Below are 22,277 nucleotides of genomic sequence, written 5' to 3' on the forward strand. Positions count from 1 at the left end.
TACTGTGCGGGTGATCTTGGAACATGCACTGCTGTCCGTGACCCCAGACAGGGTCGCCGAGTTCGAATCTGCATTCGGGCAGGCCGAGTCGATCATCTCGTCGATGCCCGGATTCCGCCGGCTGCAGTTGTCACGCGGTCACGAGCGCCCGAATGTCTACCTGCTGCTGGTCGAGTGGGATGAACTCGAAGACCACACCGAAGGATTTCGTCAGTCGAGTGGATACCAGCAGTGGAAGGACCTGCTGCACCACTTCTACGATCCCTTCCCGCTCGTGGAGCACTACACGCCTCTCGATGTGTCTGCCCTCTAGGGCGACGTCGCGCACCAGGCCGAGGGCAGCACAGCGTCCGCTACAGCTACGGGGAGATTGCGGTGCCCGCACGCCGGGCGGGCGAGCGGTCGTCGGCGAACATGGCCTCGATCCTCGACTTGATCTCCGCGGTGCTCATGGAGCCGCCGTGGCGGGGCGTCCGCGACACGGTGGGAGTTGCCGGGGTGATCGAGACTGTCGCCATGCGTCCTGCTTTCGTCGGGTACCGATATGTGTGCCTCAGGGTCACGTCTGTGATCTGGTTCACATCGTGGCCGACTATGTTGTACACCACATACCCGGTCGTGTGCCACTCGGCCCGGTGGCCATGTGTCCGGGGTATCGAAGCCGTGTCGTTCGGCGAATGGACAGGAAGTCCGGCCCCGGTACAGTCGCCCGAATGGATGAGGAGGCGGCCCCGAACCGTCGAGAGCTCCGGCTGGTGCAATCCCCGATCCGTCTATCGCGCGAACAGGACGAAGAACTCCTCGCCCGGTCGGTGATCGATGCGCTCGCCGGTGGCCGGTCGTGGGAGCAGATCGGCACTCGGCTGGGTGTGGCCGCTCCGACCGCACACAGCGGCCCGGTCACCGACCGGGACTGGCAGGAGGCGGTCGTCGATCACGAGAATGCGCGACAGCTATCGGACAGCGTGTGGCGTCCTTTCGCCGGAGACCGGACCATGTCCGTCCACGGAATTCCGCGGCACCGTGAAGGTGGCGGCGACGCACAGAATCGCGATCGCGAAGCAGGCGATCGTGTACCAGATGTTTCCGATGGGATCGCCGTTGCTCGTGACGCCGTCGACGGCGGCGAGGTAGTCCGGTAACGCAGTCCCCCACAGCAGGCCCATCACGCCGAGGTACACCACGCTGTAGACACGAACGAAGTTGTTCGAGTAGGCGGGAACGTCAGACGTCCGCCCGCGCAGCCGCGACCACTGTCGCAACAGGACCGGGATCGCGACGAGCGTGACGACGACGAGTTCCGCCGCGTAGAGGAATCCCCGGACCGTGGTGCTCTCCATCCCGAGGATGGTCGCGGGGATCGGGAGGATGAACGTGCCGGCCGACGCCAGGAGGCCGATTACGATTGTCCGCCAGACCAGTTCGAGTCCGGTGAAGGTTCGGCCCCGGTCGGTGTGGCGACCCACGAAGAATTGGACGCACAGTGCCAGCGATATCGGCCACAGTGCCGCGAACACCACGACGCTCGGCAGTGGGACCGCATCGAACATGGGCTGGTTGACCGGGTTGGTGGTCGACCATTCCCACCACCTCAGCTGCGGTCCGAGCTGGTCGAAGATCTCGTAGAACGCGTGGTGCACGAAGCCCACGCAGACCGCGCCGACGAGCACGCCGTACTTGCGGAAGACGCCGAGCATCCGGACGAGCTCGAAGGCCAGCGTGGCCATCAGCGGATAGATCGCGATGATGTACAGGGGTAGCCGGCCCCACAGGAAGTCCACCGTGAACACGTTGTGCGCGAACATCGTGTCCACGTGTTCCTCGATCCCGAACGCCGCCGGAAAGTACAGCGGCGGTTCGATGACGAACAGATACGCGGTGGCGCCGAACCAGAGCGCCAGGGTGGTCGGATCGCCGCTGCGGCGCCAGCGCAGGATCGCAAACACGAGTGCGAGCACCGACCCGAGCACGATCGTGAACTCGAGAACCGGCAGTGTCCAGTTCTCCAGGGCCAACGGATTGCGGAGCTCGACGAGTCCACCGGCCTCGGCGCACGAGAAGCCGAGCGCCGTCGACAGCTGGTCGAAGGTGGGTGAGCAGAGATCGATCATCAGTTGACCACCGCCGCCGCGGACTCGGTCCGACGTTCACCCGACTCGGCGGTGTACCAGCGGGTGCAGTCGTAGCCGGCGTCGTATCGGGTGAACCACTCGTCGGCGAGCGCGGGCAGCTTCTCGTGGGTCGGGTTGTGCTTCGGCATCTGACTCCGGACGACGCCGGCCAGGGCGGTGAGTTGTTCCCCGCGGGGGAGGTCGTCGAACGCGCGCGGCATTATCCCTTTGCTCAGGTAGGGCGCGAACGTGGTGAGCAGCTTCTGCTTGGTGCGGTGCGTCGCGAACATCGACATCGAATCGACCTTCCGCTCCCTCAGTGGGACGTGCTGGTTGAACCCGGCGCAGGCGATTCGGACGACCTTCATCACATGCGTGAAGATCGAGGGCGCCATCCTCATCCGGTACAGCTCATCTCCGACAAGGGAATTGAAGATCACCAGCGCTGAGCTACGGTGTTCGACCTCCTCGACGAAGTGCCAGATGAACAGGGACGCAACCCGGTCGTCGCCCGGCCGGAAGAGGGTCGCGTCGTTGTCGAGCATCAGCTTGAACACCGGTGTGAACGTCGCCTCCAGGTCCGCGGTGTAGGCGAGTCGGTAGTTCAGACTCGTCGCCTCGGTGAGGAGGTCGTACTCGCCGATCACCGCGTCGAGCGTGTTCTGGAGTCCCGGATACCGCCTGATCAGGGCCTTGACGTGCTGACGGTGCGCGCTCGAGTGGTGGCCCTCCTGGCGCATGAACGCCACGGCCTCCTCCGCGACCTCGGGAGTCATCAACGGTTTGGCCTGCATGATCGCCTTGACGATCATTTTCTCGAAACCAATGGCCAGGAAGGAGATCGCGTTCGACATGCTCGACCAGGCGGGGTTGTCGGGGTTCCAGAGGAACGGGACGTCCTGTTCGTCGAACGCGAAATCCATCTTTCTGGGATGCAGGTCGGACATGTGCAATTCCTCGTCTCGTGCGGCATGAGTGGACTGAAGTCTGTGGGCAGGTGGAGACCCAAGCCTCAACAACATACACAGACCATAGTCTCTGTATGATTACTTTTCGGCAGATTCGGGGAGAACTGCGGTGGCCGGAAGCGGGACGCGCTCGCGGTAACCTCTGAGTCCAGGTCGGGCACAGTGCCGTCGTCCCGTGCAGTCCGTTCGGGCCGACGACGCAGTGCGAGAGGTAGGGGCACGGGCAGTGGCAGGCAGGCGTGGGTGGGGTGGCAGCCCACCCGGAAGTGACGAGGAAGCGTCCCGGCGAATCGTCATCGCCGCAGTCGAGCTCATCAGCCGGAACGGCACGGCGATCAGCATCGCGGATGTTGCGGAATCCCTCGGTGTCATCCGTCAGACGGTGTACCGGTACTTTCCCAGCACCGACTCGCTTCTACGAGCTGCAGCCATCGCCGCGGTCGACGGATTCCTCGACCGCCTGACGGAACACGTCGCCGGCATCGAGGATCCCGCGGAGGCTGTGGTCGAGGCCGTGATCTACACGCTCAACGAAGCGCCCCGCGTTCCGCAGCTCGGCCTCATGCTGTCCGGTTCCCATTCACATACCGAGGGAATCACGTCCGAGGAAGCCCTCGCCTTCGGAATGACGATGATCCGGCGCTTCGACGTCGACTGGGAGCGGCACGGCTACGGGGAGCACGCCCTGCGTGAGCTCGTCGAGTATCAGTTGCGGACGATGCAGTCGTTCTTCATCTCGCCGGGAAACCCGCCGCGTAGCCAGGACGAACTGCGTGCGTATCTGCGCCGATGGGTCGGATCTGCGGTCGCCGTCACGGGGAGTCCGGCGTCCACTGGATGAAGTCCGTGGGCCATGCCGGACGAGCGGCGCAATCGGGGTTGCATTCCTGGTTCGACGTTCCTGGTTCGACGTTCCTGGTTCGACGAGGTGCAGACGCGAATAGACTTGCCGAGGTGACCCGCGAGGATCCCGATCGGCTCTCCGCCGACGATGCCCATATTCTGGGGCTTGAATCGGCGGTGATATCCGGCCATACCCTGAAGCTGGTGATTCTCGAGCCCGCCTCCGGCCCGCTGGACCTCGATGCCCTGCGAACAGCGGTGGCCGAGCGCCTTTCGAGCCAGCCGCGCGCGACGCAGCGGATCGACACCTCGGGTTCGGAGCCGCGCTGGACCGCGGCGACCGCCTTCGACATCAGCGACCACATCCGGCGCCGGGAAGATGCTGCGTGTGCGTCGCGGGCCGATCTGTGGCGGGCCGTCAGCACGCTGATGTCCGAGCACCTCGACCGCGAGCGTCCACTGTGGACGCTCGATCTGATCGGACCCCTCGGCGACGGGCGCGAGGCGATCGCCGTCCGGATCCATCACGCGATGGCCGACGGGATTGCTGCGGTGCGCTTCCTGGACGACGTTCTCTGGGATCGACACGCCGAACCGGGCCCGCGCGAGTCGCGACCGGGTGTTCGCACCGATTCGACGCAGCGTTCGAAGGTCGACGAGGTGCTGCGGATGCCGGCGGCCATGCACCGTGAGCTCGGCCACCGCGGCTCACGCTCGCCTTTCGACCGTCCGATCAGTGCCGCCCGCGAGCTCGCGTTCACCGTCGCCCCGCTCTCGGAGCTGAAAACCATAGGGGCCTCGCGTCCCACTCGTGCCACCGTCAACGACGTGCTCCTGGGGATCGTCGCCGGCGGCCTGCGGAGCTGGCTCTCCGCCGGAGCGGGGGCGCTGCCGCGCCTTCGCGCTCAGGTTCCGGTCAGCCTTCACCACCGAGATGAGGGAGCGGAGGTCGGAAACCGCGATTCCTTCCTGAACATCGATCTGCCGCTCGCCGAGCCGGATCCGCTCACCCGACTCGACCGGATCAGCGCCGAGACCAGGAAGCGCAAGCACCTCGACGACGCCGACGAACTCTATGATCTCTTCCACGCTCTCGGACGCGTGAAGCGCGTCGGGGAGGCTGTACAGCGACTGGCCGGGAGTGCGCGGGAGTTCAGCCTCGCGATCTCGAACGTCCCGGGCCCGCCGGTGCCGGTGAGCGTTTCCGGGCGTCGGGTGGAGCGACTCTTCTCGTCCTCGGAGCCGGCCGTTCACCACGCGCTGCGGATCTCGGCGATTTCCTGCGCCGGGATCGTCGGAATCGGGCTCTGCACCGACCCCGAGGCGCTGCCCGATGTTGCCCGGCTGGCGGTGGCGATGGAAGATTCGTACGCCGAATTGCGTGACGCCGCATCGACGCCTTGACGTGTGCCTGGATGGGTACACGGACACCACGGCATCGAGTTCCGCATCACTCCGGCGTGCTCGCGACTGCCGACTACATGATCCGGCACGGTGACGGCTCGCCCGAAAACCTCCAACGCGGGCAACGAATGATCCAAGCTCACCCCGCAGATTCGCCGCGCGTCGGCGGAACACCGGCCGTGGTGTCCGCGTCGGTCGGAATGGGGGCCGCCGGAGACGGGGTCGCAGCGTCACCCAGCGACGCTCCGTTGGTGGGCGCAGTCGTCGAGTTCGTGTCGGTGTGGCGGTGCGTCGCCTTCTTCGCCAGTTCACCGACCTTGTGCTGCACTTGCGGCGCCTTGTCCCTGACGGTCTCCGTCGCTTCGCTCACCTTTTCCTGCACGGTGGGGTTGTGCCAGAGTTCGACGGACTGATGTCGCATCTTCTCGTAGGTTTGCCGGCCGGATCGGGTGCCCAGGACGAAGCCCACGGCCGCTCCCGCCGCGAAGGTCAACACTTTCTGCATGACATCTCCTGACTGTTGTGTGGCTCGAGCGGGTCAGTCGGACCGTCGTCCGAATGCCCTCTACACAGCGTGCCCGCAACTGAAGAACCCAAACGCACATGCCCGCACTGTGGATCGGCCCGCGGACGCGGTGGTGAACGCCATCAACGTGACGGCGCCTCAAACGAGAGCGCCGAGTGGTCGGTATTCATCATGGCGTGGCTATCAGCACTTCCCCTTCGAGGCCGTCGGGGTCCCGGAAGAAGACGCTCCGTGCAGTACCGAAGTCGTTGATGGCTCCATCGCTGGCGGCCGCGTCGATCAGCCGCTGCCGGATCACCTCGAAGGCTTCCGGTGAGGCCGCCTGCAGACCGACGTGGTCGATGCGACCCCGCCCCCACATCGGTGTCTGACGCTCGGCTTCGGTGTTGCCGTCGATCACGAAGATGTTCAACTCGGTATGCGGGCCGATCCGGATGACGGTCATCGTTTCTCCTCCGTCGCGGCCGTGCGGCCGCGTCGGTCCGACGTCGGCGTCGAATACGTCGGCATAGAACCTGCCGAGGCGGGCGGCGTCCTTGGATATCCAGGCAATATGGTTGACCCCATCGAGCAACATGATGTCCTCCGCTCTACATTCGGCGCTGGAGATCTCATGGGTCAACCGTCGCATATTCTGCTGCGCGAATCAGGGTGATCGCCGGGGCATGAACCGGACAGTCGCGGGTACTCCGTGTGGACGCTGCGCGCGCAGCAAGCGATGGCGGCGCGCCAGCCAGGTCTTCCGGCCTGAATTCCCCCTTGTTCGGGCCGGAGGGCCGCCTCGAAAGATGCTGAGCACCAGTATTGTTCAGGAACAATGCCAACGATAGCGGCACCGCCCCCATGCTTCGGGGGCGCGTACGCCCTCACCCTCACGTACCCGAAGGTCGCGCGCGCAGGACTGGACGTGCCGCGGGACCTCACGGTCCGGAAACCAGGCAGCTCCTCGGAGCCGGTGGTGATCGTCGTCGAATCCGACTACGTCGACATATTCGAGACGCAGGGATGGACACCGGAGCCGTCTGCGGAAACCAGCGATGCCTCGCGGACTTACATGACCGTCGATCCACCGCGCGGGGACACCCTCACCCTGGGTTTCGACACCTACATTCAGCCGTCGAGTCAGCTCGGCCACTCGGGATCGGTGTCGGTGTCGGAGAAGGGAGTCGATGTGGGTTCGCCATCTTCCTGTCGGCACAGTCGACTCGGGCTGACGAGAACGCGGTGACGCGTCAGAGCACCGAGTAACCGGCTGGCAGGGGAAGGCGGCCGGTCAAGGCCAGCAGCGCAGCGGGTGCTGTTCCCTGTGCTGCGGCCAGGCCACCGATCACGGCGAACGTCTCGGCTACCGCATCGTGGGGGACATCGGCGCTGACGCCGAGGGCGGCTGCCAAGTCGCATGTGTGCACTGTCAGCTCGAGGGTTCGGGTCGGGAGGTAGCCCTGCAAGGTCATCGTCCCGAAGGGTGTGCGCACCAGGGCGGTGGCCGGCGTGGCCCGGACCTGCTCGGGTACCCGGGCAACCAGAGCGCTCAGCGTAGCCATCGGGTCCTCTCCGAGGGCGGCGCCGGCGGCGCGTCCCCGCTGTGCCACTACTGCGGTGTCAGCCAGGGCACCGGCGATGGCCAGGTAGTACGCAACGGCATCAACCAGGTCTACCGGGCCGGAGTCGTCGCCGGCGACGTCGAGGTAGGTCTCCACCGTCGTCAGCGACCTGCTGGTGTGCCCCAGCAGGTCGCGCACGGACCACTCACCAAGACCGGGGGAGTCATAGTGACCTGTCGCGGACGCGCTGACTTCGAGGAACCGTCGGGCGGCACTGTCGAAGGCTCGAGCAGCTGGACCGTCCATCAGCTCAGTATTGCAGCCGCCAGTGTTCACCGCCCGCACTCGGCGCCATCCCAGTCTGCCGGCGTCGACAGCGGGAATCGGGCCGTCATGAGGCGCGCGCGGATCGGTCCTGTGGCCGGTACCTCTAGCTCGGTCTCAGCCGCGACCAGTGAACGACACCGCACATGGCGGGGCTCACGTCGGTGTCAAGCCGTATCGGGCGATTACGTCGGGCAACCAGTCGGGTTCGCCGAATTGCAGTCCGTAACGCTCGGCAATTTCGGCGATCTGGGTGACATCCGGCGCGCCGGCGGCGATCAGTTCAGAAATTTCCAGGAAGCAATGTTCGAAGCCGGCCGGACTGATGATCTCGATCATGCGCGCCGGGGCGCCGCCGGCGTTCCACATGGCGTGCATTTCGCCGCGTGGTTTTGTGATGTATCCGCCGGATTCGAGAACGGCCTCCCGGTCGCCGGAGCGGAACCCGATTACACCCTGAGTAACTATCGAGAATTCGTCCTCCCGCGTATGTAGATGCGGCGGCACCAGCGCACCGACTGGGAACGGGTGCTCGACGACAGACAGCACCCCACCGGTGTCACGGCCCCAGAGTTTGAATTCGACCCCAATCGGGCCCAGGTCACCGGTCTGTCCGGTTCCTGGCGGCACGACGACCAGCGGTGGGGGATCGGTTACGCTCACGCTTCTCGCCTACTCACCGACGTTGACAAATCGGGTCACAAGTTCTCTGATCAACTTTCCGCCGACGGCGCAGAAATTGTCAACGGTCTCGGGGCATAGCCGATTGATGATCGTGGCTCCACGATCGATTCGCGAGTGACGAAGAAGTCCGACGGTGCCATGGCGTCAAGACCGAGACTGATTTGAGGGACCTTTACCGTCGCGCGAGGTCGCTCGCCCAACGCACGATGGGCAGATGGCCCGCCGCCAAAGCGGATCCATCACCGGCCACAGACAGACCCTTGCTTGTCGACGAAGAGCGTCAAGGTGGCGACTATGGAGTTGTGCGGAATTGTGGCCAACGCAAACGCCGCCGACCGGAACCGAACGAGTGAGAGATCCGGAGTGGCTCAATGGCTCAGCCCGCGAGTGCCCTGCCTCCTCGCGGACCCGCGACCGGGCCCACAGGCCGCATCATCGCGACCGCCTCGGTTGCCGTTACCTCGGCCTTCGCCGGGGGCGCCCTGCTCACACAGACCGTGATTGTTCCGCACTGGCGGGAAATGGATCCGGCCGCATTCCTGTCGGAATTCGCGAGCTCCGGGCCCGCCACCGGAGCGACGGTCTTCCCGTTCGAGGTCGCCTCGGTCCTGCTGCTGAGCATGACGACGTACTCGACCGTCACGAATCGCCGACCAGGCCGCCTTGCGTGGGCTCTGGCGACGACGTGCATGGTCGGGACCTTCGTACTTCTCCCGATCTACTTCCTGGGTGCGAACCTGGCCATGCTCGACCCCGCCTTCCCACCCCGGGCCGTGCACGCCGAACTGACCTCCTGGTATCGCTGGAACTGGATACGCACGGGACTGGGCCTTGCCTCGGCCGTCCTCTCCTGCATTGCACTCACTGCCAGCCGACGTGAGAACGCCACCACATCGAGGTGATGCTGGGGACAGCAACTACATCTTCCGGCGAGAAGCCGTGACCGAAGGTGCCTTCGGGTAGCGCTGGGAGCCCACGCTGTGCGTGTTCGGCGATCGTCTTGTCGCTCGAGGATCCCCGGCGAAAGGCTCACGGTGGGCAGGCCCATCCCGAAAGTGGATCCCGTACCGGACGTCTTCCCGTTGGTGAGTTCAGTTCAGTTCAGTCGCTCGGTGAGGTGTACCTCGACGTCGTCACCGTCGTTCTTGCCGATCGCCTTGCGGATGGCAGCAGCTACGGGCAGCTTGTGGGTGCCATCTCCCAGTGCCATGAACGCTCCGGTGAACGGGTGCGCGTCGATGGTCCCAGCGACCTTGACCAGACCACGGGTACCGAATATCCGTGCTGAGTCGGGTAGCTGCACGCACGTCCACGTGTCCCCGGGACGGACCTTGCTCAGCCGGGCGGTGAAGGTGATGTCCAGGGGTCGGGGATCTGCCATGCTCTTTCTCCTTCGCGGCCCATACGATGGTCGTTCATCGATCAACCCAGAAGCGTCCATCCCGCCAGTGGCGCATAGTGCGCACAAGGCTACTGCCGAATAAACAATCACTGCGAGTAGCCGCTCGAGAAGTCCTGCCCGTCTACGCTCACAGCGTGCCGTAGGAGGTGAATGATATGAAACAGCTTCATTCATCTGGCTGCAGACAGCTGGAACTTCTGGTCCCCGTTTCCACCCGCAGTAACATCCTGGCTGGTCGATGTATTGGACCAGCTTCGGAGGGCTGGAATCACTCTTGGAGGTTTACGTTCGCTCGATGGCAAGAGCGCTGACGAGGACAACGGAATTCGAGACGTCATGATGAGCATCGACGACCCCGAGCAGGAGGAATACTTCGTCAGTCGGCTGTGGGATGCCGGGGTTTTCCTCATAGGCCGCAACACCTACGAGATCATTGCCGGCTACTGGCCCACCTCCGATCACCCGTCCGCCGGGGCCATGAACGAGATCCCCAAGGTCATGTTCTCTCGTACCTTGAAATCAGCCGTACGACTGGGACCCGGATCGTCAGCGGTGACGCGGCCGAGGAGATCGCCAAGCTCGAGGCCGAACCCGGCAAGGACCTCGTCGCCGCCGGCGGCACCGAGTTCGTGAACTCCCTGATCAAGCTCGGGGTGGTGGACGAGTACCGGCTGTGAGTGTTGCCCGCTGCCACGAGCAAGGGGGCGCCGCTGTTCCCAGAGTTGAATAAGCCCGTGACCCTGCGTTTGGTGAAAAGCACGGCCTTCCCGTCCGGGATCCTCGAACTGGTGTATGCGTCAACCGACAAGTAGTACCGGCCCCTCCTTGCAATCGCTTGCGGCACAGGCACTGCCTTCGGCGCACTCCGGCGGGCGGACGTCACCGGGCGGGACACGGTTGCCGTGTTCGGTCTCGGATCCATCGGCCAATCCGCGATCCAGTTCGCCGCCGCCCTCGCCCTGGTCGGCCTCGGCGGAAACATCGAACTCGACGTGTCGCCCGACATCGTGATCAAGCAGATCTCGATCATCGGCTCCTACACGTTCTCCAACGTCGGGATGGGCGAATGCGCGCGCTTCGTCGCGCAGCACGGCATCGACGTCGACGCGCTGTTCACCGATCGCTGGAAGATCGAGGACGCCGAAACCGCGTACACGGAGTTCGACCTGCAGGTGCGCGGCAAGGCCGTCATCGAGTTCTGACACGGCGGGGTCTGATGCTGCGGTGTTTTGTCACGGCGGGTGCCCCGCATCCGAGTGGGGGGGGGCTCGGATGCGGGGCGTCTGTGGTGGGATGGAGTTGTGTTGCGGCGCTGAGTCTGTCAGGCCGCAGCCGGGCCGGCCCGCCGGTTGTGCGAGGGCAGTGGTTTCCGGAAGGGGTCGACGCCGGGTGGTGGAATGAACCACGGGTGCCGGTCGTCGCCGATCTGCACCCCCCACCCGTCGTGGTGGATGAGCCGGTGGTGGAAACCACAGAGCAGGACGAGGTTGTCCATGTCGGTGAGGCCACCGTTGACCCAGTGGACCGCATGGTGCGCCTCGCACCACGATGCCGGCGCTCCGCACCCGGGGAATGCGCATCCACCGTCGCGCACGGCCAACGCTCGTCGCTGCTTTCTGGTGGCCGTCCTGCTGGTCAGCCCGACGTCCAGGGGTGCACCGTGATCGTCGAGGATCACCGTGCTCACCTGCGCATCACACGACAGATGCCGGGCGGCGGTGATCGTCAGCGGTCCCATCCAGGCCGCCCACGCCACCCCCGTTTCAGCTAACACCGCAGCCCAGTCCTCCGCAGAGGTAGGCCGGTCGCCAAAGGCTGGGTCGGCTGGGCCGGTGCCTGAAGCCTGCGCGCCCGAGTCGCTGCGGTCGGTGCCGCGGGCGTCGGCGAGGTCTCCCGCCCGCACCTGCACGCTGATGTGGGGGCGTTCGCCGGATTCGGTGCCGTTCAATCCTGCTGCGAGATAGCGGCGCAGCAGTTCGGTGAACGCGTCGGCCCGGCGCCGTCCCGGGGTGCGTTCGTCTCTGGCCCCGTCCGTGGCCGGCCGGGGTGCGGCCAGCTTCGACAACGCGGTCAGCAGCATCTCGCCGGTCACCGCATCCAGATCGCCTTTGACCGATACCCGTCCGTTCAGGGTTTTCGATGCGTGCAGTTCGTTGCGGTCGAGGTCTTCGCTCGCGGGGTGCTCGTCGCTTTCGAAGATTCGCTCCACCTTCGCGATACCTTCTCGGATCAGGTCGGTGCGGGCCTGTGGTCCGTCCGCTGCAGTCAGCAACGCGTCCAGTACAGGACCCAGCGCGCTCAGCGGCATTCCTTTCGGCGGTCGTTCGCAGAACCGCAGAATCAGCCCCGCATGATCCGCGGAGATCTTGCAGCCGTAGAACTTTCCGGCGACCGTAGGCTGCGCCCGCAGCCCCCGTGCCAGGTTCACGATCCGTCCCGCCGCCCCCGGTTCGAGCATCGTGTGCGCCGCCAGCCACGCCTTCGCGTTGGGATGGCCCAGCACGACGACTCGGCAGCGCGAATCCACTGCGTCCATCAGTCTCACCCGATTCGCCTCGAGGCGGGTGATCTCCGCGGACACCGCCAGCACCGTCTCGAGCAACTGCGCCTCGGTCAACCGCAGCGTGTCGACGTCGGCCGGATCACCGTCCGGCAACGCCCCCTGAGTTCTCTCCCCGTCCCCCATGAATCAAGACTAGATCGAACGCCAGTTCGAGTCAAGAGAATTCCCTCAATTCGTCTGTGCCGATGCATGTTCAGCACGGCGCACCCCGTGCGCTACAGGGACGCGCAACGGAGTGTCCAGACAATTGGACACTTCCATCTCCGCTTCCCGGTCTACGTTCAGCAAGCGAAGAGGCAGTCCCTGCGCGACCGGGTGCCACTCACCGATACGAGGAACCACGGACGTTGCATTGACGGCTCGGGACCCCGGGAGGCCGGACGAATACCGTCGGCCCGGGGGCGGCTGCGAGTACGAATACGTACGACCGTCGAAAACGGGAGGGTGCCGGTCTCCGGTGAGCGGCGTCCTGCCCTGCTTCAGGTACCGGGCGAAGGGCAACCGGGGACGCCGGTGTGCCCGTCCGTATTGGCGTGCAGCGTCTTCTCCCTGGACCGAGGGCGTCGAACGGGTCCAGAGCCTGTTGATGCGCGGTTTGACCACGGCTAAGCCCTCCGCCGTGGCGTGCCGGGCTCGGGCCACCAGTTGGGGATACGTCATTGCGGTCCGCCGGGGTGACCGACCAGCATCAGCGGTGCCCGCGCGGATGCGGGTCTCGGCGTCCACAGGATGCCGGAGATTTCACACAGAGTGAATTCGCGTTCAAGGACGTCGTCGAGGCGGTGTTCGGAAGCGAAGTGCATGGTGTGCCTTTCGGGAGTGCTCGTAAAGCGGCGCTCCCGGACGACCTATCGTCCGACCACGCTCCCGCGGGCGGCGACTCCCCGTGTGGTGGTGCGGGAGTTGTTCATTGGGAGCATCTTTCGTGTATTCCTGCTAATCTTGCTGGGGTACGTGCCTCAATCAGTTGGCATCGTCCATCATTTTCACCTCGAGGGAGAAGTTGTGGCGCACAGTCGTTACAAGGTTCGGGAGATCGCCCAGCAGGCGGGCCTCAGTGAGGCGACCGTCGACCGCGTGCTTCACAACCGCCCGGGGGTGCGTGAGGGAACCCGCGCAGAAGTCGCGCAAGCGATCGCTGACCTGGACAAACAGCGTTCCCAGCTGCGGTTGGCAGGGCGAAAGTACCTCTTCGACGTCGTCATGCAGGCGCCGCCCCGATTCTCCGGGGCGTTCCGCGAGGCGGTGGAGGCGGAACTGCCGTCCCTCGCCCCTGCCGTGGTCCGGACCCGGTTTCACTTCCGGGAGACCGGCTCGGTGCCTGCCATGGTCGAGACACTCGACAAGCTCGTCACACGCCCCTCACAAGGTGTCATCGTCAAGGCGCCCGACACCACCGAGGTCTCCGACGCCATAGACCGGCTCACCGAGGCGGGGATCCCCGTCGTCACCTACGCCACCGACGTGCCGAACAGCAGTCGGGTCGGCTATGTCGGAATCGAGAACCGGGCGGCGGGGGAGACAGCCGCCTACCTGCTCGAGCAATGGCTGTGCGACAGCGCGTCCAGTGTCCTCGTCACCCTGAGTAGCAACGCGTTTCGCGGCGAAGAGGAGCGCGAGATGGGATTCCGCGGCGCGCTGCGCCGCTCGGGCGGTGTCGGGGGGAGCGGCTCTCAGCGCACACTGATCGACATCTCCGAGAGTGAGGGCCTCGACACGACGGTTGAGCGTCTCGTCCTCGACGCACTCGAACGCAACCCGGACATCGAGGCGGTCTACTCGATCGGTGGCGGCAATATGGCGACCGTGCGCGCCTTCGAGAAGCTCGGCCGCCGCTACCGCGTTTTCATCGCCCACGACCTCGATCGGGACAACAAGCAGTTGCTCCGCGACAAGAAGATCTCGGCCGTCCTCGATCACGACCTGCGGTCGGACGCGAACCTGGCCTGCCGCATGCTGATTCAGGGACGTGGCGGGCTGTCGGGCGTGACCACGGTGATGTCGCCGATCCGGATCATCACTCCTTACAATATGCCCTGACGGTGATTCAGGAGTATCCGCGGACGACTGCACCGCCCCGGCAATTCGGGGCGGTGCAGTGTCGATGCGGACCGGGGACGGGGTGTCCTAGCGCCGGAGTTCGTGGGTGAGTGCTTCGAGTTCGTCGCCGCCGGCCATCTGCTGGGTGAGTTCTTCGAGGCTGATCTCGTCGTAGGTGCAGTCCAGTTTCTGCCGGCCGCGGTTGAGGAGCACGAAGTGGTCACCGACCATGTAGGCGTGGTGCGGGTTGTGGGTGATGAACACGACCCCGAAGCCCTGTTCCTTGGCGGCGGAGATGTAGCGCAGCACCATCCCGGACTGTTTGACACCGAGGGCGGCGGTGGGCTCGTCGAGGATCAGGACGCGGGCGCCGAAGAAGATCGCCCGGGCGATCGCCACGCACTGGCGCTGACCGCCGGAGAGCGAGCCGATGGGGGCGTCGACGTCGGGCAGCTCGATGCCCATCTTCGACAACTCGGACATCGTGGTGGCGCGCATACCGTTCGCGTCGAGGGTCTTGAGCGGTCCCTTCCGCAGTTCCTGGCCGAGGAAGAAGTTGCGCCACACCGGCATCAGCGATACCACCGCCAGGTCCTGGTACACGGTGGCGATGCCCTTGGACAGGGCCTCCTTCGGGGAGCCGAACGTGAGGGCTTCACCGTCGACGAGCAGCTCACCCTCGCTCTGCTGGTGCAGCCCGGCCATGATCTTGATCAGGGTGGACTTGCCGGCCCCGTTGTCGCCGAGCACACCGGTGACCTCCCCGGCCTTCACGCGCAGGTTGATGTCCTGCAGGGCGATGATGTTGCCGTACTGCTTGCCGACGTGTTTCAGTTCGATCAGCGGGATCTTGTCGCCACCACCGGGTTCGGTATCGACGGGCATCTGTTCGATGGTACTCATACGGGTCACCTCTTGGCGGCGTAGTTGCGGAAGGCATTGTTGGCGATGACCGCGAACAGCAGCATCGCGCCGAGGAAGAACTTGAACCAGTCCGGGTTCCAGCCGGCGTAGACGATGCCCTGGTTCGTCATACCGAAGATGAACGCGCCGATCGCGGCGCCGATCGCGGTGCCGTACCCGCCGGTGAGCAGGCAGCCACCGATCACCGCGGCGATGATGTAGAGGAACTCGTTGCCGATGCCCTGCCCGGACTGGACGGTGTTGAACGAGAACAGCAGGTGCATGCCGACGAACCAGGCGGCGAACCCGACGGTCATGAACAACCCGATCTTGACCCTGGTGACCGGGACGCCGATGGCGCGGGCGGAGTCCTGGTTGCCGCCGACGGCGAAGATCCAGTTCCCGATCCGGGTCTTGAACAGCACCCAGGTGGCGATCGCGGTGAACAGCAGCCACCACAGCACGGTGATCCGCACCGACACCCCGCCGACGACGAACGAGGACGCGAACACCTTCTTCGCCGAGTCGAACCCGGCCATGTCCGAGACGCTGGGGGTGGCGACCTGCCCGGTGACGAGTTTGGTGACGGCCAGGTTGATGCCGGTGAGCATCAGAAACGAGCTCAGGGTGATCAGGAAGCTGGGGATCTTCGTCTTCATCACCAGGTAGCCGTTGAAGAACCCGACCGCGAGCGAGACCACCAGGGCGAGGGCGGCGCCGGCCCACAGGTTCAGGTGCAGGTTGTAGGCGATCATCGACGCCGCCAGCGAGCTGGTGGTGACCGCGACGCCGGCGGAGAGGTCGAACTCCCCGCCGATCATCAACAGCGCCACCGCGCACGCCATGATCCCGATCGTGGAGGAGGCGTAGAGCACCGTGGCCAGCGCCTCGGGACTGCGGAACGGGGGTGCGACGACCATGAAGAAGACGAAGATCGCGATCGCACCGAACAGGGACCCGATCTCGGGGCGGACCAGCAGCCGTTGCAGGCGTTTTTGTTCCTTCACCCGTTCGTCGTGGACGACCTTGTGACTGGCAAGGTCCAGATCTTGCTGTGTGGACATGACTTTCCTTCCGTTACGCCGACGGTGCCCGGCAGTCGCGATGCTGTGCCGGGCACCGTGCTCAGCGGGTTCCGGCCTTGGCGTACTCGGCGATCGAGTCGATGTTGGACTGGTCGATGAAGGAGGGGCCGGTCAGTGTCGGCATTCCACCTCCGATGGTGTTGCGGTTGTTCAGGTACAGCCACAGCGAGTCCACCGCGAGGTAGCCCTGCAGGAACGGCTGCTGGTCGATGGCCCATTTGACGTCCCCGGCCTTGATGGCGTCGACGAGGGCGGCGTTGGTGTCGAAGGTGACGATCGTCGCGCCGCTGCCGGCGTTGGCCTTGGACTGGATGGCGGTCAGGGCGATCGGTGCGCCGAGCGCGACGACGTGATCGATGGAGGGATCCTGCTGCAGTTTCGCGGTGATCGTCGCCTCGACCGAGGGCAGGTCCTTGCTGTTGACGTTGAGGATCTCGGTTTGTCCCTTGAATCCTTCGATCACACCCGCGCACCGGGTCTCGAGTGCGATCTGGCCTTGCTCCTGGATGATGCACAGCGCCTTCTTGGCGCCGTCGGCGGTCAGGCGCTGCCCGGCCGAGATGCCGGCGAGCTTCTCGTCCTGACCGAAGTACTGGGCCACGCCCTGGGCCTTGTACTGGTCCATTCCCCCGTTGAAGACGACGAGGGGGATGTCCGCGTCTGTGGCGGCGCGCACGGCGGGCGACATCGCGTCCGGCTTGGCGAGGGTGACGGCGATGCCGTCGACTCGGCTGTCGATGGCGCTCTGGACGAGGTTGGCCTGGTTCGGTGCCTCGGGATCCGAGGAATACCGCAGTTCGATATTGTCCTTGGCCGCCGCGGTTTCCGCGCCCTTGCGGATGAGGTCCCAGAAGGTGTCACCAGGAACCTCGTGCGTGATCATCGCAATGGTCGCGCGGGGGGTGTCCGCGGTGCCCGAGGCCATGCCACTACCCGTTGCCTCGGGTTTGCCGCCGGTGCTCGAGCATCCTGCGAGTAACACGGCTGTGGCGATGCCCAATGCCAGGGTGGTCACCCGGCGTGTGCGCTTGCCTGTGAACGGGACGGGCCGGCCGTCGTGTGTATCCATGTGGTTGGCCTTTCGGAAGCCGCAACCATGCAGGCATGGAAAAGCAGCGAGGGAGGGGAGACAGGGAGAGTGTGGGTGGAGAACCCCACCGGACCGGACGCGGGAAGTCGGTTCTCGAGGCCCGGTGGGGAGAAGGTGACCTACCGCAGGGGCAGGCCTGCGGCGCGGTACGTGGAGTCGATGAGCTCCATGGTGGTGACCGCGTCGTCGGCGTCGATCGGGAACGCGGTCCCGTCGGCAAGGTGTCGAGCGAAGGTGTCGAGCTGGTAGGTGTACGTCGAGCGGGTTCCGAGGCGTTCGACGACGGCACCGCTGTCGGTAATGACGGTGATGCGGTCATCGCCGGACTGCAGCGGGTAATCGTGGGCGAAGGCCTCGCCCCGGTCCCCGACCAAGCGCAGGGTCATCTCGAACCGGTCCCAGGTCATCGAGTTGATGCTGGAACCCGTTGCGCCGCTGGGGAACACCAGGTCGATGTCGCAGGATTCGTCGACCCCGGGGTCGCGTTCGATCGCTCGTGCCGCGACGACGGTGGGTTCGCCGCCGGCGAACCGGCCGAGCTGCCGGTGCACGTGCAGGCTGTAGCAGCCGAGATCCATGACCGTCCCGCCGGCGAGGTCGAGGCTCCACCGCGGATCGTCCGGCTTGGGTTCGGGCATCCGCATGACCACCTCGACCCGCTGCAGCGTCCCGAGGGTGCCGTCCTCGAGCAGGCCGAACATCCGCTGAATGATCGGGTGGAACAGGTAGTGAAACCCTTCCATGATCGGCACTCCCCGTTCCCGCGCCGCGCGCCGCACCAGTTCGGCTTCGACTGCGTTGCGCGCGAACGGCTTCTCGGTCAGCACCGCCTTGCCGGCTTCGATCGCCTTCAGGTTCCACTCGGCGTGGAAGGCGTTGGCGAGCGGGTTGTAGACCACGTCGACCTCGGGGTCGGCGATCAGATCCGTGTACGAGTCGACGACCCGTTCGACACCGTAGGTCTGCGCGAACGCCTCGGCCCGGTCGCGGTCGCGGGCGGCGACCGCGACCAGCCGGTGACCCAGGATCTGGGCCGGCCTCACGATCGCCGATTCCGCGATCCGCGAGGCGCCGAGCACCCCGATCCGCAGGGATGTCACAGCGACAGGCTTCGCAGGAACGCGGCGCTGGTCTTCACGTCCGCCACCGGGCCCTCGCCCTCGGGTTCGCCGGCGAGGATGGTGTCCTGTTCGAGGGTGAACCAGCCGTCGAAGCCGGAGTCCACGAGGTGCCGGACCACACCTTCGATGTCGACGTCGCCGGTGCCGAGCGGGGTGTACATGCCCTGCGCGACGGCGTCGGTGTAGCTGAGCTCACCGGCCTGCACGCGGGCGGCGAATTCGGCGTCGACGTCCTTGAGGTGGGTGTGGGTGATCCGATCTGCGGCGGCCCGGGCCAGCTCGAGCGGGTCGGTGCCACCGATCAGCAAGTGGCCGGTGTCGAGGCACAGGGGGATCGAGGAGCCGTCGAGCACCCGCTGTACCTCGAGGTTCCTCTCGACCATCGTTCCGACGTGCGGATGCAGGACGGCGCGGATGCCCTGGTCCGATGCGACGCGGTGCAGCCGGTCGAGGTTGCCCAGCAGCGTCTTCCAGCCGGCGTCGTCGAGGTCGGGGCGTGAATCGTAACCGTCGGTGCCGGTGATTGCGGCCAGCACCAGGACCTCGGCACCGGCCGCCGTAAACGCGGCGAGGGTGCCGGTGATGTCCGGGACCGGGTCGTGATCGGGGTCGTGCAGCAGCACCGGCGTGAACCCGCCGACCGCCTTCAGGTCATAGGAGGCGAGAGTGTCGGCCAGTTGCCGGGGGTCGGACGGCAGGAAGCCCTCGGGTCCGATTTCCGCGGCCTCGAGACCGGCGTCGCGCATATCCGACAGCACCCGTTCGGCGCCGAGCTGGTGTCCCCAGTCGGGAACTTCACAGACACCCCAGGAAATAGGTGCTCCTGCAATACGAATCATCGTCGAACCTCACTCATCTGGACGGGTCGGTGGTGGGAGAGGGACAGCGTGGCCGCCTCGGCGATCCACGCCACCTCGAGGGCGTCGGCGGCGGTGCACGGCGACGGTGCGGTGCCGGCGATTACCTCGAGGAACGCGCCGAGTTCGGCGCGGTAGGCGGCGGTGAAGCGGTCCATGAAGAACCGGTGCGGTGGGCCGTCCGGGAACGTGACGCCGGGTTCGAGATTGCGGACGGGGGCGCTTGCGTCCCAGCCGGCGACGACGCTGTCCTGGGAGCCGTGGACCTCGAGGCGGCAGTCGTAGCCGCGGGGGTTGTAGCGGGTGTTCGACACCACGCCGAGGGTGCCGTTCTCGAACGTCAGGGTGGTGGTGGCGGTATCGACGTCGCCGCAGTCGGCGAAGATGGAATCGCCCTGATTGGATCCGGCAGCATAGACCTCGGTCACCTCCTGCCCGACGACCCAGCGGACGATGTCGAAGTCGTGGACGCTGCAGTCGCGGAAGATGCCGCCGGAGGCGGCCACGTACTCCGCCGGCGGCGGCGCCGGGTCGAGGGTCGTCGAGCGCACCGTGTGCAGCCAGCCGAGTTCCCCTCGCACGACGGCGTTGCGGGCGGCGACGAACGCGGGATCGAACCGGCGGTTGTACCCGATCTGCACCGGCACCGTCGACGTCTTCAGCCGCTCGACGACCTGGTAGCTCTCGTCGGCGGTGAACGCGACCGGCTTCTCGCAGAACACCGGAATCCCGGCATCGACGGCGGCCAGGATCAGCGGCGCATGCGCCGGGGTGGCGGCCGCGATCACGACCCCGTCCACGCCCGAGGCGAAGACCGCAGCTGCGTCCTCGACCGCGCGCGCCCCGAACTTGGCGGCCACGGTTGCGGTGACGTCCGGACGCTCGTCGGTGACGACGAGGCCGTCCACCCCCGGCAATTGGGCGAGGGTGTCGGTGTGGAATGCGCCGATCCGGCCGAGGCCGATCACGCCGAGTGTCGATCCCATCAGTCCTGCCCTCCGATGACGGTCTGGTCCCAGTCGATGACCGAGCCGGTGACGACGCCACTGCGATCCGAGAGCAGGAACACCACCATGTCGGCGATCTCGTCGACCTGCCCGAGCTTGCCCATCGGCACCTTCGCCGCGGCCTCGGCGGCCCAGTTGTCGTCGGCGCCGTGGAAGCGTTGCTGGGTCGCGGTCTCGCCCTCGGTCTCGGTCCAGCCGATGTTGAGACCGTTGATCCGGATCCGGTCGAAGCGGTGCGCGTAGGCGGCGTTGCGGGTCAGCCCCGCCAGCCCGGCCTTCGCCGCCACGTACGGAGCCAGGTAGGACTGCCCGCCGTGCTGCGCGATGGAGATGATGTTGACGATCGTTCCCGGCGCCTTCCGCGCCACCATGTCCGCGACGGCGGCCTGCATGGTGAAGAACGGGGCCCGCAGATTGACGGCCATGTGCTGGTCGAACAACTCCGGCGTGGTGTCGACGAGGGTGCCGCGGGTGGTCAGGCCGGCCGCGTTGCACAGTGCGTCGATGCGGCCGAATTCCTCGATGGTCCGGGTCACCGAGTTCGTCGCCTCGGCCGGGTCGACGAGGTCCGCTTGCACGAACCGGACCTGCGCGCCCTCGGAGTCGAGTTCGGCGGCCAGGGTCTTGCCGGCCTCGGCCCGGCGGCCGGTGAAGACCACTCGGGCGCCTTCGCGGGCCGCGGCTCGCACGACGCCTGCGCCGACACCTTGCGTCCCGCCGCTAATCAGAACGACTTTCCCGTTCAACAGGGTGGCCACTGGATTCCTTTCGTTCTGTCCCCATCGGCGTCTGTGCCGGTGGGTCGGTGATGCACACGGCCAGTCCGAGCAGCGACTGCACAATCCACTGTCTGTGTGCCCTTGCCAGTCTTGCTGTGACGCACGCCTCAATCAATACGGTATTCCCATCATTTTCACCTCACCGCCGCAGACCGGATGGCGATGGGAGAGCCGATGAGATCAGCTGTCGTCCCCATTCGCGGCCGCCAGGTCGGCGACCTCGAAGCACCGCAGGGCGCCGTCGCGTGCCCGGGAGAGTGCCTCGGCGACGGGCAGTTTCCGGAACTCCTGCGACATGTGCTCGATACCCCACGGTCCGTCGAAGCCGACGCGGCGGACCGCATCGATGAACTTCGGGACGGCGAATTGGCCCTCGCCACAGGGAACCCGGTTGTCGAAGGTGTCCTCGAGATCGGTTCCCCGCACGGCAGTCCAACCGTCGTCGAGTTCGACGCCGAACACGAAGCGCGACGGAATGATCTCCGTCAACGTGTCGTAGTCCGTCCCACCCCGGAAGGCGTGCCAGATGTCCAGGATGAGCCCGCCGTTGGGGTTGCCGACGTCCTGGACGAACCGCGCAGCCTGTTCGGTGGTCTTGACGTGGTGCGAGAACGGGGTGTTCTCGAACGCGATCTTCACACCCGCGGCGGCGCCGTCCGTAGCGAGCGCGTCGAACTGCTCGCAGAGCAGGTCGAAGGAGACGGCGATACCGTCGTCGTCCGCGCCGACCTTGATGTTGTCGACTCCGAGGACGGGGGCGGCCTCGAACAGGTCCCGGCGGACATCGTCCGACGCTGCGCGGGCCTCCCCGGTGGTCCACCAGTTCGTGATCCACTCGAGTTGGACATGGGTGATGCCGTTGTCGGCGAGCATCTTCGCGACGGCGCCCAGGCCGATCGTCTCGCGCGCGGCGACCAGGTCGGGGCGGGTCAATCCGAATCCGGTGTAGCCGGTTCGGGCGACCGCTTCGATCCGGTCCCGGATTGGGACCGGACTGCGCTCCGAACCTCGTGCAGGCATCACGTC

General features: G+C 65.9%; 25 protein-coding genes. 8 read left to right on the forward strand and 17 right to left on the reverse strand.

The genetic code is table 11. The annotated features are described in order from the left end of the window. The first annotated feature begins 10 nt into the window (after window positions 1-10). Window positions 11-313, forward strand: a complete 303-nt coding sequence (locus CJ179_RS30270) for an antibiotic biosynthesis monooxygenase (protein WP_095864032.1) — start codon at window positions 11-13, stop codon at window positions 311-313. A gap of 46 nt (window positions 314-359) precedes the next feature. Here CJ179_RS30270 and CJ179_RS51465 read toward each other — a convergent pair whose 3' ends face one another. From CJ179_RS51465 to CJ179_RS30285, 3 genes are all read right to left on the reverse strand, one after another. Continuing rightward, window positions 360-518 carry a hypothetical protein gene (locus tag CJ179_RS51465; protein ID WP_179377687.1) on the reverse strand — a complete coding sequence of 53 codons (159 nt, stop codon included), beginning with the start codon at window positions 516-518 and terminating at the stop codon, window positions 360-362. Window positions 519-953: 435 nt separating this feature from the next. Then, the gene (locus CJ179_RS30280) at window positions 954-2,111 is read right to left on the reverse strand and encodes a hypothetical protein (protein WP_095863869.1); all 1,158 of its coding nucleotides are present in this window, start codon (window positions 2,109-2,111) and stop codon (window positions 954-956) included. After that, window positions 2,111-3,058 (reverse strand): metal-dependent hydrolase, encoded by a 948-nt coding sequence (locus CJ179_RS30285; RefSeq protein WP_095863870.1) that lies wholly within the window; start codon window positions 3,056-3,058, stop codon window positions 2,111-2,113. The genes CJ179_RS30280 and CJ179_RS30285 overlap by 1 nt, the downstream gene beginning before the upstream one ends. Before the next feature lie 247 nt (window positions 3,059-3,305). On the opposite strand from CJ179_RS30285, the gene CJ179_RS30290 reads away from it, so the two are divergent. Together CJ179_RS30290 and CJ179_RS30295 are read left to right on the forward strand one after the other, a co-directional pair. Next, window positions 3,306-3,920, forward strand: a complete 615-nt coding sequence (locus tag CJ179_RS30290; protein ID WP_072951106.1) for a TetR/AcrR family transcriptional regulator — start codon at window positions 3,306-3,308, stop codon at window positions 3,918-3,920. Between the two features lie 113 nt (window positions 3,921-4,033). Next, the gene (locus CJ179_RS30295) at window positions 4,034-5,326 is read left to right on the forward strand and encodes a wax ester/triacylglycerol synthase domain-containing protein (protein ID WP_072951107.1); all 1,293 of its coding nucleotides are present in this window, start codon (window positions 4,034-4,036) and stop codon (window positions 5,324-5,326) included. Between the two features lie 139 nt (window positions 5,327-5,465). Here CJ179_RS30295 and CJ179_RS30300 read toward each other — a convergent pair whose 3' ends face one another. Further along, complete coding sequence (locus CJ179_RS30300) at window positions 5,466-5,831, reverse strand: YtxH domain-containing protein (protein ID WP_095863871.1); 366 nt, start codon at window positions 5,829-5,831, stop codon at window positions 5,466-5,468. Between the two features lie 190 nt (window positions 5,832-6,021). Further along, window positions 6,022-6,429: a VOC family protein gene (locus CJ179_RS30305; protein WP_095863872.1), complete on the reverse strand. Its 408-nt coding sequence runs from the start codon at window positions 6,427-6,429 to the stop codon at window positions 6,022-6,024. Window positions 6,430-6,669: 240 nt separating this feature from the next. On the opposite strand from CJ179_RS30305, the gene CJ179_RS30310 reads away from it, so the two are divergent. Beyond that, on the forward strand, window positions 6,670-7,080 hold the full coding sequence (locus CJ179_RS30310; RefSeq protein WP_206016310.1) for a hypothetical protein: 411 nt from the start codon (window positions 6,670-6,672) through the stop codon (window positions 7,078-7,080). A 4-nt stretch (window positions 7,081-7,084) separates the two neighbouring features. Here CJ179_RS30310 and CJ179_RS30315 read toward each other — a convergent pair whose 3' ends face one another. Both CJ179_RS30315 and CJ179_RS30320 read right to left on the reverse strand, forming a co-directional pair. Further along, window positions 7,085-7,702 (reverse strand): maleylpyruvate isomerase N-terminal domain-containing protein, encoded by a 618-nt coding sequence (locus CJ179_RS30315; protein WP_095864034.1) that lies wholly within the window; start codon window positions 7,700-7,702, stop codon window positions 7,085-7,087. 174 nt (window positions 7,703-7,876) lie between these two features. Next, a complete protein-coding gene (locus tag CJ179_RS30320; protein WP_095863873.1) occupies window positions 7,877-8,383 on the reverse strand; it encodes a cupin domain-containing protein in 507 nt (168 codons plus the stop codon). 392 nt (window positions 8,384-8,775) lie between these two features. Here CJ179_RS30320 and CJ179_RS30325 point away from each other — a divergent pair, with 392 nt between their 5' ends. Then, window positions 8,776-9,306, forward strand: a complete 531-nt coding sequence (locus CJ179_RS30325) for a DUF1772 domain-containing protein (protein WP_095863874.1) — start codon at window positions 8,776-8,778, stop codon at window positions 9,304-9,306. A gap of 194 nt (window positions 9,307-9,500) precedes the next feature. Here the strand turns inward: CJ179_RS30325 and CJ179_RS30330 are convergent, their stop codons facing one another. Further along, window positions 9,501-9,785 (reverse strand): DUF1905 domain-containing protein, encoded by a 285-nt coding sequence (locus CJ179_RS30330; RefSeq protein ID WP_095863875.1) that lies wholly within the window; start codon window positions 9,783-9,785, stop codon window positions 9,501-9,503. 357 nt (window positions 9,786-10,142) lie between these two features. Here CJ179_RS30330 and CJ179_RS52190 point away from each other — a divergent pair, with 357 nt between their 5' ends. After that, on the forward strand, window positions 10,143-10,439 hold the full coding sequence (locus CJ179_RS52190) for a hypothetical protein (protein WP_206012489.1): 297 nt from the start codon (window positions 10,143-10,145) through the stop codon (window positions 10,437-10,439). A 269-nt stretch (window positions 10,440-10,708) separates the two neighbouring features. After that, window positions 10,709-11,008: a hypothetical protein gene (locus tag CJ179_RS30340; RefSeq protein WP_072951124.1), complete on the forward strand. Its 300-nt coding sequence runs from the start codon at window positions 10,709-10,711 to the stop codon at window positions 11,006-11,008. A gap of 119 nt (window positions 11,009-11,127) precedes the next feature. On the opposite strand, the gene CJ179_RS30345 is transcribed toward CJ179_RS30340, so the two are convergent. Beyond that, window positions 11,128-12,492 (reverse strand): HNH endonuclease signature motif containing protein, encoded by a 1,365-nt coding sequence (locus CJ179_RS30345; RefSeq protein ID WP_095863876.1) that lies wholly within the window; start codon window positions 12,490-12,492, stop codon window positions 11,128-11,130. 882 nt (window positions 12,493-13,374) lie between these two features. Between CJ179_RS30345 and CJ179_RS30355 the strand changes: the two genes are divergently transcribed. Next, window positions 13,375-14,409, forward strand: coding sequence for a LacI family DNA-binding transcriptional regulator (locus CJ179_RS30355; RefSeq protein WP_095863877.1), 1,035 nt, complete (start codon window positions 13,375-13,377; stop codon window positions 14,407-14,409). Between the two features lie 87 nt (window positions 14,410-14,496). Here the strand turns inward: CJ179_RS30355 and CJ179_RS30360 are convergent, their stop codons facing one another. The 8 genes from CJ179_RS30360 to CJ179_RS30395 all read right to left on the reverse strand — a co-directional run bounded on the left by CJ179_RS30360 (window position 14,497) and on the right by CJ179_RS30395 (window position 22,271). Next, the gene (locus tag CJ179_RS30360) at window positions 14,497-15,312 is read right to left on the reverse strand and encodes an ATP-binding cassette domain-containing protein (protein WP_095863878.1); all 816 of its coding nucleotides are present in this window, start codon (window positions 15,310-15,312) and stop codon (window positions 14,497-14,499) included. A 5-nt stretch (window positions 15,313-15,317) separates the two neighbouring features. Next, complete coding sequence (locus tag CJ179_RS30365; RefSeq protein ID WP_072951783.1) at window positions 15,318-16,376, reverse strand: ABC transporter permease; 1,059 nt, start codon at window positions 16,374-16,376, stop codon at window positions 15,318-15,320. Between the two features lie 61 nt (window positions 16,377-16,437). Beyond that, window positions 16,438-17,466: a substrate-binding domain-containing protein gene (locus CJ179_RS30370; RefSeq protein WP_179377688.1), complete on the reverse strand. Its 1,029-nt coding sequence runs from the start codon at window positions 17,464-17,466 to the stop codon at window positions 16,438-16,440. Between the two features lie 140 nt (window positions 17,467-17,606). Beyond that, on the reverse strand, window positions 17,607-18,587 hold the full coding sequence (locus CJ179_RS30375) for a Gfo/Idh/MocA family protein (protein ID WP_095863879.1): 981 nt from the start codon (window positions 18,585-18,587) through the stop codon (window positions 17,607-17,609). Continuing rightward, window positions 18,584-19,447 carry a sugar phosphate isomerase/epimerase gene (locus tag CJ179_RS30380; protein WP_095863880.1) on the reverse strand — a complete coding sequence of 288 codons (864 nt, stop codon included), beginning with the start codon at window positions 19,445-19,447 and terminating at the stop codon, window positions 18,584-18,586. Before CJ179_RS30380 ends, CJ179_RS30375 begins: the two co-directional genes overlap by 4 nt. Next, window positions 19,444-20,451 (reverse strand): Gfo/Idh/MocA family oxidoreductase, encoded by a 1,008-nt coding sequence (locus tag CJ179_RS30385; RefSeq protein ID WP_095863881.1) that lies wholly within the window; start codon window positions 20,449-20,451, stop codon window positions 19,444-19,446. Before CJ179_RS30385 ends, CJ179_RS30380 begins: the two co-directional genes overlap by 4 nt. Further along, entirely contained in the window at window positions 20,451-21,230 is a 780-nt protein-coding gene (locus CJ179_RS30390) for an SDR family oxidoreductase (RefSeq protein ID WP_072951176.1), read from the reverse strand. Before CJ179_RS30390 ends, CJ179_RS30385 begins: the two co-directional genes overlap by 1 nt. Window positions 21,231-21,431: 201 nt before the next feature. Then, window positions 21,432-22,271 carry a sugar phosphate isomerase/epimerase gene (locus tag CJ179_RS30395; RefSeq protein ID WP_257015850.1) on the reverse strand — a complete coding sequence of 280 codons (840 nt, stop codon included), beginning with the start codon at window positions 22,269-22,271 and terminating at the stop codon, window positions 21,432-21,434. Window positions 22,272-22,277 lie beyond the last annotated feature (6 nt).

The organism is Rhodococcus sp. ACS1 (assembly GCF_002300155.1).
Lineage (GTDB): Bacteria > Actinomycetota > Actinomycetes > Mycobacteriales > Mycobacteriaceae > Rhodococcus_F > Rhodococcus_F koreensis.

Excerpts from the sequence above, each read along its gene's own strand:
- CJ179_RS51465 (WP_179377687.1), bottom strand. The coding sequence starts at position 518 with ATGGCGACAGTCTCGATCACCCCGGCAACTCCCACCGTGTCGCGGACG.
- CJ179_RS30280 (WP_095863869.1), bottom strand. The coding sequence starts at position 2,111 with ATGATCGATCTCTGCTCACCCACCTTCGACCAGCTGTCGACGGCGCTC.
- CJ179_RS30285 (WP_095863870.1), bottom strand. The coding sequence starts at position 3,058 with ATGTCCGACCTGCATCCCAGAAAGATGGATTTCGCGTTCGACGAACAG.
- CJ179_RS30300 (WP_095863871.1), bottom strand. The coding sequence starts at position 5,831 with ATGCAGAAAGTGTTGACCTTCGCGGCGGGAGCGGCCGTGGGCTTCGTC.
- CJ179_RS30305 (WP_095863872.1), bottom strand. The coding sequence starts at position 6,429 with ATGTTGCTCGATGGGGTCAACCATATTGCCTGGATATCCAAGGACGCC.
- CJ179_RS30310 (WP_206016310.1), top strand. The coding sequence starts at position 6,670 with ATGCCAACGATAGCGGCACCGCCCCCATGCTTCGGGGGCGCGTACGCC.
- CJ179_RS30315 (WP_095864034.1), bottom strand. The coding sequence starts at position 7,702 with ATGGACGGTCCAGCTGCTCGAGCCTTCGACAGTGCCGCCCGACGGTTC.
- CJ179_RS30325 (WP_095863874.1), top strand. The coding sequence starts at position 8,776 with ATGGCTCAGCCCGCGAGTGCCCTGCCTCCTCGCGGACCCGCGACCGGG.
- CJ179_RS30330 (WP_095863875.1), bottom strand. The coding sequence starts at position 9,785 with ATGGCAGATCCCCGACCCCTGGACATCACCTTCACCGCCCGGCTGAGC.
- CJ179_RS52190 (WP_206012489.1), top strand. The coding sequence starts at position 10,143 with ATGATGAGCATCGACGACCCCGAGCAGGAGGAATACTTCGTCAGTCGG.
- CJ179_RS30345 (WP_095863876.1), bottom strand. The coding sequence starts at position 12,492 with ATGGGGGACGGGGAGAGAACTCAGGGGGCGTTGCCGGACGGTGATCCG.
- CJ179_RS30360 (WP_095863878.1), bottom strand. The coding sequence starts at position 15,312 with ATGAGTACCATCGAACAGATGCCCGTCGATACCGAACCCGGTGGTGGC.
- CJ179_RS30365 (WP_072951783.1), bottom strand. The coding sequence starts at position 16,376 with ATGTCCACACAGCAAGATCTGGACCTTGCCAGTCACAAGGTCGTCCAC.
- CJ179_RS30370 (WP_179377688.1), bottom strand. The coding sequence starts at position 17,466 with ATGGATACACACGACGGCCGGCCCGTCCCGTTCACAGGCAAGCGCACA.
- CJ179_RS30380 (WP_095863880.1), bottom strand. The coding sequence starts at position 19,447 with ATGATTCGTATTGCAGGAGCACCTATTTCCTGGGGTGTCTGTGAAGTT.
- CJ179_RS30385 (WP_095863881.1), bottom strand. The coding sequence starts at position 20,451 with ATGGGATCGACACTCGGCGTGATCGGCCTCGGCCGGATCGGCGCATTC.
- CJ179_RS30395 (WP_257015850.1), bottom strand. The coding sequence starts at position 22,271 with ATGCCTGCACGAGGTTCGGAGCGCAGTCCGGTCCCAATCCGGGACCGG.